The organism is Alistipes sp. D31t1_170403_E11, from assembly GCF_015553985.1.
Taxonomy (GTDB): Bacteria; Bacteroidota; Bacteroidia; order Bacteroidales; family Rikenellaceae; genus Alistipes; species Alistipes montrealensis.
The window spans coordinates 138333-148640 of the sequence record NZ_JADNHQ010000004.1 but is presented as its reverse complement, the minus strand read 5'-3'; the positions used below and the strand labels follow the sequence as shown (position 1 = coordinate 148640).

General features: G+C 58.7%; 6 protein-coding genes. 4 read left to right on the top strand and 2 right to left on the bottom strand.

Annotated features, from left to right (window positions below; translation table 11 throughout):
• Window positions 1-326 precede the first annotated feature (326 nt).
• Window positions 327-1799: an amino acid permease gene (locus tag I2E69_RS09915; RefSeq protein WP_195461058.1), complete on the top strand. Its 1473-nt coding sequence runs from the start codon at window positions 327-329 to the stop codon at window positions 1797-1799.
• On the opposite strand, the gene I2E69_RS09910 is transcribed toward I2E69_RS09915, so the two are convergent.
• On the bottom strand, window positions 1796-4177 hold the full coding sequence (locus tag I2E69_RS09910; protein WP_195461057.1) for a TonB-dependent receptor: 2382 nt from the start codon (window positions 4175-4177) through the stop codon (window positions 1796-1798). The two genes, I2E69_RS09915 and I2E69_RS09910, sit on opposite strands and share 4 nt — an antisense overlap.
• A 17-nt stretch (window positions 4178-4194) precedes the next feature.
• Window positions 4195-5073, bottom strand: a complete 879-nt coding sequence (locus I2E69_RS09905) for a bile acid:sodium symporter family protein (protein ID WP_195461056.1) — start codon at window positions 5071-5073, stop codon at window positions 4195-4197.
• Between the two features lie 153 nt (window positions 5074-5226).
• Between I2E69_RS09905 and I2E69_RS09900 the strand changes: the two genes are divergently transcribed.
• The 3 genes from I2E69_RS09900 to I2E69_RS09890 all read left to right on the top strand — a co-directional run bounded on the left by I2E69_RS09900 (window position 5227) and on the right by I2E69_RS09890 (window position 10295).
• Window positions 5227-5823 (top strand): RNA polymerase sigma-70 factor, encoded by a 597-nt coding sequence (locus I2E69_RS09900; protein ID WP_195461055.1) that lies wholly within the window; start codon window positions 5227-5229, stop codon window positions 5821-5823.
• Between the two features lie 116 nt (window positions 5824-5939).
• Window positions 5940-6905, top strand: coding sequence for a FecR family protein (locus I2E69_RS09895; RefSeq protein WP_195461054.1), 966 nt, complete (start codon window positions 5940-5942; stop codon window positions 6903-6905).
• A 90-nt stretch (window positions 6906-6995) separates the two neighbouring features.
• Window positions 6996-10295, top strand: coding sequence for a SusC/RagA family TonB-linked outer membrane protein (locus tag I2E69_RS09890; RefSeq protein ID WP_229095449.1), 3300 nt, complete (start codon window positions 6996-6998; stop codon window positions 10293-10295).
• The last annotated feature ends 13 nt before the right edge of the window (window positions 10296-10308 follow it).

Sequence of the window (10308 nt, the reverse complement as noted above, 5' to 3'; positions counted from 1 at the left end):
AACTGCGGAACAGCAACCGCAGTGAGGTTTCTTCATTTATTTAAGTTTGGGTTAGTAGTTTTAGGAGGGCAACCTCCGAAGGCAGCAGGCAATCGAGAGATTCCCTGCTGTTTTTGTGTGTCCGCAGGCGGTCCGGCCCGAAGGCCGGCCGGGCGCGTGCCGCCCCGCTGTTTCCGAATGCCGCGGAGTTCAAAAAAAGCCGCCGGGTATTCCGATCGGTCCCATGCGGCGCTCCGTCGGCCGATTTTCCTGTCCGATAACGCGCTCCGGCACGAAAACTGTGCGGCGACCGATGACAGAAAACAGCAAAATCCAACCTATCCACCATGGCAAAACAAAAAAATATCACGACGACACAGTTGGCGCTGATGACCGCTGCCGCCGTCATCAGCCTGCGCGGCCTTCCGATGATGGCCCAGGAGGAGCTGACGATGTTCTTCTACATCTTCTTCGCGACGTTTCTCTTCCTGATCCCCGCGGCACTCGTGGGCGCCGAACTGGGCAGCGCCTTCGCCGACCGCGGCGGCGGCGTCTACACCTGGGTCAAGGAGGCTTTCAACCGCCACCTGGGTTTCTCGGCCATCTTCCTGCAATGGATTCAGAACGTCGTCTGGTATCCCACCGTACTGGGATTCGCCGCCGCATCGATCGCCTACATGATCGGCGTCCCGGCGCTGGCGCAGAACGGCCTCTACGTCGGACTGTTCTCGATCGCGATGTACTGGTGCGCGACGCTCGTCACGCTGCGCGGCACGTCGGCCATCTCGGGCATCACGTCGAAAGGATTCCTCATCGGCACGGTGCTCCCGGGCATCGTCGTGATCGTGATGGCGGTCATCTGGATGGCGGGCGGCAACGAAATCGCCCTGAAGGAGATTCCGGCCACCGTCTCGCAGGTCGTCAACGTCGACGCCGCACAGCACGTCCATCCGCGCCTCTTCCCCCACATCACGGGCATGAGCGACATCGCCTTCCTGGCGGGCATCCTGCTGCTGTTCGCCGGCGTGGAGGTGCACGCCGTCCACGCACCGGAACTGAAAAAGCCCCAGACGCAGTTCCCGCGGGCGATGTTCCTCGCGGCGCTGATCTCGTTCGGGCTGTTCACACTGGGCGCGCTGGCCGTGGCCATCATCACCCCCTACGACCAGATCAACCTCCAGTCGGGACTCTTCACCACCTTCCAGATCGTCTTCGACCGCTACCACGTGGGCTGGCTCTCGAACGTCATGGGACTGCTGGTAGCCTTCGGCGCGCTGGCGGGCGTGATGTCGTGGATTTCGGGTCCCAGCCGCGGCCTGCTGTGGACAGCCAGGGACGGAGCGCTCCCCTGCTTCCTGCAAAAGACCAACAAGAACGGCGTGCAGATCAACATCCTGATCATCCAGGGCTGCATCGTGACGCTCCTTTCGTCGCTCTACATCGTGATGAGCGATGTCAGCGTGGCATTCTTCCTGCTGAGCGCCCTGACCGTGGGACTCTACCTGATTATGTATATGATGATGTACGCCGCGGGAATCCGCCTGCGCTACACACAGCCCAAACTCATCCGCAGCTACCGCGTGCCGGGCGGAAATACGGGCATGTGGCTGATCGGAGGCGTGGGGTTCCTCGCCGTGCTCTTTTCGTTCGTCGTCACCTTCTTCCCGCCTTCGCAGTTGCCCGTAGGCAGTCCGGCAATGTATACGTGGCTGGTCGTGACCGGCACGGTGGTCTTCCTCTCGATCCCCTTCATCATCAGTTTCGCGATGGACAGGCGCAACGCCCGTAAAAGCGCCGCAAAAGCGGCTCCGAAAGCTTAAAACTCGACCGTCAGGCCCAGCGTCGGCAGGAGCGTGCCGCTCACCTGTTCGAGGTATTTCATGCGGTAACGCCGCTCCGACGCGGGAGCCGATGGATTCTCGACCTCACCCGTAGACATCAGCACGTCGGGCTGACGCAGTTTGCCGCCCGCAACGTTCTGCAGGTCGATGTAGATACCCAGCATGCAGCGGCGGAAATAAAACACTTTGTCGATACGTACGTCCAACTGGGCAAAGGCGTCGAGCCGCCCGGCGTTGTATTTCGAATAGTCGTAATAGGGCCGTCCCTGCGCATCCCACGCCTCGACGAGCGACGATTTCTCCACGTCATAGGGCGTATAGGGCGCACCGCCCACGGCGCTCAGTTTCGCGCCGAAGCTCCAATGCCGCGGCAGATCGTAGGTTCCGCTGACGTTGACCACGAAACGGTTGTCCCACGCCGAAGCGATCCACGGGGCCGAACGGTCGTTGCGATACTCCGAGCGGAACACGGTCACCGACCCCACGACGCTCACGCGTCCCGGAATCTGCCAGCGGGCCATCGCCTCGACACCGTAAGCGCGCCCCTGCGCCGAGGAGACCAACTCTTCGTTGCCCACCACGCCGTAGTCGTTGCCTTTGCAGGAGAGCGGAATTTCGTCCGTAACGGAGAGGGGCACATCGCCGTAGCGTTTGTAAAATCCCTCGACCGAAACGATCAGCCGGTCACGCAGCCGCCAGTCGACGCCCGCGCTGAAAACCCCGACCCGCATGTAGTCGAGCGATTCGTTGACCAGAGCATCGTTCTCTTTGAATCCCAGCGCCGTGTAGGGCGGCAACTGGTAGTAAAGTCCCGCACTGCCGCTCACCGACCAGCCGGGACTCACGGCATAGGAGACCGAAGCCCGGGGCGAAAGCTGGCGCCACACCCGCGCCATGCGCGACGAATAGTCGCACCCGTCGGCCCTGAGGCCCGCCGAGGCGGTGAACCGCTTGTCGGCCGAGGCGTATTCGGCCCCAGCGAACAGTCCCCAGCCGACGATTCCCAGCCGGGTATTGTAATCCGACAGTTGCGTTTTATCGGTATAGAGCCGCTGCAACGTGCGGTTCGTGTAGTTCGAATAATTCACCTCGACACCCTCGCGGACGGTCCAGCGGCCCAGGTAGGTCCGGTTCTCGGCCCGGAGCGTGGTTTTCTGCTCCACGGAGCGCAGACGCAGGGTCAGGTTATCCTCCGAGGAGTCGTCGTTGCGCAGGTATTTCAGGTTGCGGTTGTTCAGGTAGTTGTGGCTCAGCGTCACGGTCTGTACGTGGCGGCCCGCATAATGGCGCCACGAAGCCCCCACCGTAAAGGTTTCCTGTCGGATGCGGGGCAGGTAGCTCAGCAGGTACTCGGCGTCCTCGCCCTTCTCGTCGACGTTGAGGCGCATGTTGTCGAACCCTGCAAGCGCCAGCACCGTCAGTTCGTCGCGCTCCGAAAGGCGCGTCCTGACCTTTGCCTGCCCGTCGATGTAATTGGGCAGGAACGGCAATCCCAGCATCTTGAACAGCAGTTGCAGATAGGACTGGCGGACCGAAAACAGGTAAGTCGTCTTATCGCCGATGTGCCCGCTGCCGCTCAGTCCCACCTCCGAAGCGCCCAGCGTGGCCTTGAAGGTCTGCTTCTCGGCGTTGCCGTCGCGCAGGCGGAAGTCCAGCACCGAACTCAGCGCTCCGGCCCGGTCGGCCGGGAAAGCGCCCGTATAGAAACTGATTTCGCGCACGAGGTCGGCGTTGACGATGCTCACCGGACCGCCCGTCGCGCCCTGCGTAGCGAAGTGGTTGATGTTCGGAATCTCGATCCCGTCCATGTAAAACTTGTTCTCCGAAGGTCCTCCGCCTCGCACGATCAGGTCGTTGCGGTAGCCTACAGGTGAAAAGGCCACACCGGGATAGGAACGCACGATGCGCGACACGTCGCGGTTCGAGCCGGGACTTTTCTCGATCTCCTGCAAGCCTATTACCTTCAGCCCCACGGGGCTCTCCGCCGTAACGCGGAACGGCGACGGCGAGACCGTCACGGCTTCCAGCTGCGCGGCGTCCTCCTCCATCTCGATCTCGACGAAAGGCGTGGCGGCCGACACCATGTATTCAGGCGTCGTGAGGCTCTTGTAGCCCACCGACGAGACCGCCAACCGCCAGATGCCCGGTTTCACGCGCTCGATGCGGAACCGCCCCAGCGAGTCTGTCGAAGCGCCCTTCTGCTCCTGCCCGGCCAGCACTACGGCGGCATAAGCCACGGGCTTGCGGCTCAGGCGGTCGATCACCCGCCCGCTGACGGGATAACTCCCGCCCTGCGCCTGCACGGCAAACGCCGCAAACAGGCAAAAAACCAAAATCGCAACTTTCAGGAATTTCATACGGCAAAGATAGTCAGTTACGCACCGCCCGACGACGCTTCGCCGGAATATTTCGGCAGTAATTTCAAGTACGCGAGCAGGATCACATTCATCAAAAGGGCATAGACAATGGCCGGGATGGCCATTTCGCCGTTGTTGAAGATCAAAGGCGAGGTCGCGATGGCGATCGCCTGCGCGGCGTTCTGCATCCCGACTTCGATGACGATCGTCCGGCGCACCGCCCGCCGGAGCCGGAATACCCGGGCCAGCAGCGACCCGGCCCCCATTGCCAGCAGGATCAGCGTTCCCGCGGCCAGGCCCAGCACACCGAAGTTTGCCACGATCGCCGAGGCATACTGCACGAAGAACACCGCGGCCAGCAGCATCAAAGCGGGAAAAGCCACACGCCCCAGCAGGGCATGCACGCGCTGTGCCGCCCGAGGCCGCCAATACCTGAAAAACGCCCCGCACAACATCGGCAGGAACAACAGAACAATGTTCTGCATCAACAGTTTGCCGACCGGCAGGGAGATGACCGCATCGGTATGCACCGCAACGAAACGCGCGACAAATTCCATCACCAGCGGAATCGAGACCAGTGTAATAAGGCTGCTGAGCGCAGTCAGCGTCACCGAAAGGGCCACGTCGCCCTTCGCCAGCATCGAAAAGACGTTCGACGAACTTCCGCCCGGGCAACAGGCGATCAACAGCAGTCCCATGAACCAGACAGGCGGAAGACGGAACACGAGAGCCACGCCGAAAGCGATGAGCGGCAGCAACACCAGTTGCCCCAGCAATCCTGCGACGACAGCCGCCGGACGGCGGATCACCCCGGCGAATGCCTGCCGGTCGAGTTCGATGCCGAGCTGAAACATCAGCACGATCAATATGGGCAATACGATCCAGATTGTATTCATATATAAGTAACGCAATACCGCGGCCCGGGAAGCCTCACGTCCCGGAAGCCGGTTTCATTTCACCGCAAAGGTCCGCCTTTTTTTGAAAATCCGGACTGTTTTCCGGAAAAAATTGTACTTTTAAACTTTCATTTAAGCACGAAACGACAGTTTATGTCCCTTAACACCAAATACGACATCCTCGACAACCGGCTGGTCATCCGCCGGCTCAACGCCGGGGACAAGCAGTGTTTCGAAGCCTGTTATCGATTCTATTACAAAGGATTGTGCAGCTTCGCCTCACGCTGGGTCTCCCTCCCCGTGGCGGAAGATATCGTACAGGACACCATGCTGTACATCTGGGAAAACCGGGACAAACTGATGGAAGAGCTTTCGCTGAAAGGGCTTCTGTTCATGATTGTCCGCAACAAGGCGCTGGACCGCGTCACCCGCCAAAACGTCCATTCGCGCATCCACCTGCAATTGGAAAAAACCTTCGCCGACCAGTTCGACTCTCCGGATTTTTACCTCGGGACAGAACTTGCACGGCTCTACCACGAGGCGCTCGCGCAACTGCCCGAGCAGACGCGCCGCATCTTCGAGATGAGCCGTTTCCAGGGTATGACCCACCAGCAGATCGCCGCAGAGATGGAAGTGTCGCCCCAAACCGTCAATTACCACATCGGCCAGGCCCTCAAGGTTCTCGGCGTCGCCCTGAAGGACTACCTGCCGCTTATCGCCCTGTTTTTCGAAATTCCCGGCAACAACTGAAACACCCTCTCCTGAAATCAATTACAACAAGACAAAAACGAAAGCCCGAAAAAATTTCGGGTTTTCGTTTAGTAACTATTCTCCCTTAATCGTATTACATACAGAAACCGCCTTTTATGAAAGAGATCGACGACAACCTGCTAACCACGTTCCTCGAAGGAAAACTCGACGAACAGACCAACCGCGAGATCGAAACCTGGTACGACGCCTCCGAAGAGAACCGCCGCCGGCTCGAGGCGCTCTATTTCGTGCTTTTTACCGGGGACCGGCTCCGGGCGGCCGCATCGGTCAACACCGACCAGGCGTTCAGGTCGCTGCAGCGGCGCATCGAACTGCGGCGGCAAAAAAACAAACCTCAATGGCGCCGGATCGCAATGCGCTATGCCGCCATATTGGTTGCGGGCGTAATCGTCGCAGGCATGTACATCTACCAGAACAGACCCGACGACCGCATCTGCACGGTCAATGCCGAAAACAGCGAATGCACCGTAACACTGCCCGACGGCTCCGTCGTACGCCTCACCCGCAGTTCGGAACTGAACTATCCCGCCGTATTCAGCGATAAAAACCGTACGGTACACCTCTCCGGCGAGGCCTTCTTCGAGGTCAGCAAACGCAACGGCGCACTGTTCACCGTCACGACGGTCCACGACGCCGAAGTCGTCGTCCGCGGAACCAAATTCAACCTGAAAGCCTATAACGACAGTTCCGACATCGAAACCGTACTGGTCGAAGGAGCCGTCGATTTCCGCGCCGCCGAGCATGTCGTGGCCCTGCATCCGGGACAAAAAGTCTCCTACAATCCCGCAGACAACGACCTGACGCTGCAAACGGTCAACATCGAAGCGGAACTCTCCACCCGGCTGCGTACCTTTCGGCACGTAGACCTCTCGCAGATTACGGCAGTAATCGAAGATTTCTACGGCCTGGGCATCACCTTCCGCAGCGATGCGCTCAAAGGAATCCAGTTCACCGGAACCCTCGATTTCAACATGCCGATCGACCATATTCTGGAGGTGCTGACCCTCTCGACGAACACCCGGTTCTCCCGCCACGGCGAGAAAATTACGATTTACAAATAATTCAACATAATTTTATTAATCCAATCTTAACCAAACCTCTATGAAACAAAAGTTACTCTGCACACAGCGTGCCTGGTATCTACGGCTGGCATGCCTGTTACTCCTTATTCCGTGGGGGGGGGAATCCAAGCCGCTTCGTCGCTCCAGGATACTTCGGTGCGCGTTGAAAACGTAACCACCCTGAAAGAGTTGATCCAGCAGATCGAGGCGCAAACCTCCTACCGGATCTCCTACCAGGGCAATCTGGCGGACAACGTTCCGGCAAAAATCTCGAAATCGACCAAATCGGTCTCGCAACTGCTCGATGAAGCACTGCGCGGAACCGGCATCACCTACATCATCCGTCAGAACAACATCATCCTGACCCGCACGGCGGCGCAAAGCGCTGCTCCGGCTCCGGCCCCGGCTCCGGCAGTCTCGCAGAAACACCACATCACGGGACAAGTAATCGACGCCGCAACTCAACAGCCGATCATCGGAGCTACGGTCTGGGTCAAAGATTCGGCCCTCGGTACGAGCACTGCTTCGGACGGCTCGTTCGACTACGCGTTCTCCGGCAACTACGGCTACGTAACCTTCTCCTTCGTCGGTTACCAGACCCAGGAGTTTCCGCTCAACCGCGTTCCCAAAGTGATCTCGCTCGCTCCGGACAACAACCTCGAAGAGGTCGTCGTCGTCGGTTACGGCGCCCAGAAGAAGGCCAGCATCGTCGGTTCGATCGCCACCGTTGCGGTCAACGACATCAAGATGCCTACGGGTAAAATTTCGAACAACCTGGCCGGACAGCTCGCGGGCGTCATCTCCGTACAGCGTTCGGGCGAACCGGGGGCCTCGTCGACCTTCTGGATTCGCGGTATCAGCACTTTCGGTTCCAACAAGACGCCGCTGATCCTGGTCGACGGTATCGAGCGCGACCTCGACCTGGTGGACATCGAGGACATCAAGGAGTTCTCGATCCTCAAGGACGCCGCCGCCACCGCCGTCTACGGCGTACGCGGCGCCAACGGCGTCGTACTGGTTACAACCCGCGAAGGCGTCATCGGCAAACCGCAGATTTCCATCAAATTCGAAGCCGGCATGGTACAGCCGACCAAGATTCCCGAAATGGTCGACGCCATCCAGTTCGCCGAAATGTACAACGCGGCGGCCGGATACGAGGTCTATTCGCAGAAGGACATCGAAATGTTCCGCAACGGTTCGGACCCCGACCTGCACCCCAACATCGACTGGGTGAAAAAACTCTATAAGGACTATTCGTTCAACCAGCGCGTCAATGTCAATGTTACCGGCGGCGGTTCCACCGCCAAATACTACATCTCAGGCGGTTTCTACAACGAGGACGGTCTTTTCAAATCCGACAACATGAAGGAGTACAACACGTCGGTTTTCTACCGCCGGTTCAACTTCCGGTCGAACGTCGAAGTCCAGCTCCACAAATACACCAAACTGAACGTCAACCTGGCCACCACTTTCGAGCGCAAGAACCAGCCCGGTTCGGACGCAACGAACTCCAGCGGAACCGGTATCTGGGACTATGCGCTCAAGACCGCACCTAATGCCTTCCCGGCAGTCTACTCGAACGGCTATCTCGCCGGTCCGGCCTCGGGCCAGGGCGAAAACCCCTACGCCCTGCTGACGCAGACCGGCTACCGCGAAATCTTCTACAATACGGCACAATCCCTTTTCACCCTGACACAGGACCTGGGCGACTGGGTAACCAAGGGGCTTACCGTCTCGGTCAAGGGTTCGTTCGACGCCAAGAACGAGAATAACCTGGGCCGCACGAAAACCTCGCCCCAATGGCTGGCCACCGGCCGTAACGAAGCGGGAGAAATCGAATACAACCAGACAAAGATCGGCGAGGAAAACCTCACCTACAAGCAGACCAACAAAGGCTACCGTTCGGTCTACCTCGAAGCCGTGGCCAACTGGGCACGCTCCTTCGGCAAACACGATGTTTCGGCCATGTTCCTCTTCCAGCAGTCACAAAAGAACTACGTCGGCGACAGCGCCAAAGACTCTGAAGCCGCACTGCCCTACCGCCACCAGGGTATCGCAGGCCGCATCACATACAACTACGACAACCGTTATTTCATCGAGGGTAACTTCGGCTACAACGGCTCGGAGAACTTTTCACCCAAACACCGGTTCGGATTCTTCCCATCAGTCGCAGTAGGTTATGTCATCTCGAACGAGAAATTCTTCGAACCGATCCGCGACGTGGTCAGCATGATCAAGTTAAAAGCTTCCTACGGTACGGTAGGTAACGACCAGATCGGCGGAAACCGCCGTTTCATCTATAACGAAACCGTGGTCAGCGGAAACACCTACTATTTCGGAACCACTCCGGGAAGCAACTCGTCCATCCGCCTGGGCGAATACCCGAACCCGAACGTCGGCTGGGAAAAAGCCAAAAAACTCAACGTCGGCGCCGACTTGTCGTTCTTCAGCAAGCTGAATATCTCCGTCGACTATTTCAACGAGCACCGCGAGGGCATCTTCCTTCAGCGCAAATCCATTCCCATGTATGTCGGAATGAGTACACAGCCCTGGGTGAACATCGGCAAGATGCGCAACAGCGGTATCGACGCTTCGCTCGAATATCACCAGCCCCTCGGCAGGGACCTCCATCTCACCGTGCGCGGTAACTTCACCTATGCCCGCAACATGATCGTCGACCAGGACCAGCCCGACTACCAATATCTTTACATGAACCGCCGCGGACAGGCGCAATACCAGAAATTCGGTTTGGTAGCGGCCGGGCTCTTCAAGGATCAGGAAGACATTGACTCGTGGGCCAAGCAGGGTTTCGGCGATGTTAAGCCGGGCGATATCAAATACATCGACCTCAACGGCGACGGCATTATCGACGGCTACGACGAGAAGCCGATCGGATATCCGGATATCCCCGAGATCGTTTACGGCTTCGGATTTTCGCTGCAATGGAAGGCATTCGACCTGTCGGCCTTCTTCCAGGGCGTGGGCAACGTCAGCTTCTCGACCCTCACCGACCAGACGCAGGCATTCGTGGCCCGCAATACCAAGGAAGCCGGCGTCTTCGCCGACCTGTACGGCAACTACTGGACTCCGGACAACCTCAACGCCAAATATCCGCGTCTGACGACCAGCCCCAATGAAAACAACAACCGCCAGTCGACATTCTGGATGGCCAACGGACGTTACATGCGCCTGAAAAACCTCGAAATCGGCTATACGCTGCCCAAGCGCATCGCCAGCAAGATCGCCATGCAGAACCTGCGCGTCTACCTCTCGGGCGTCAACCTCTTTACGATCAGCCCCTTCAAACTGTGGGACCCCGACCTGCAAACCGGAGCTACCAACTACCCGAACAACCGGATCATCAACATCGGTCTCACGATCGGTTTCTAACCCCTAACCGGCA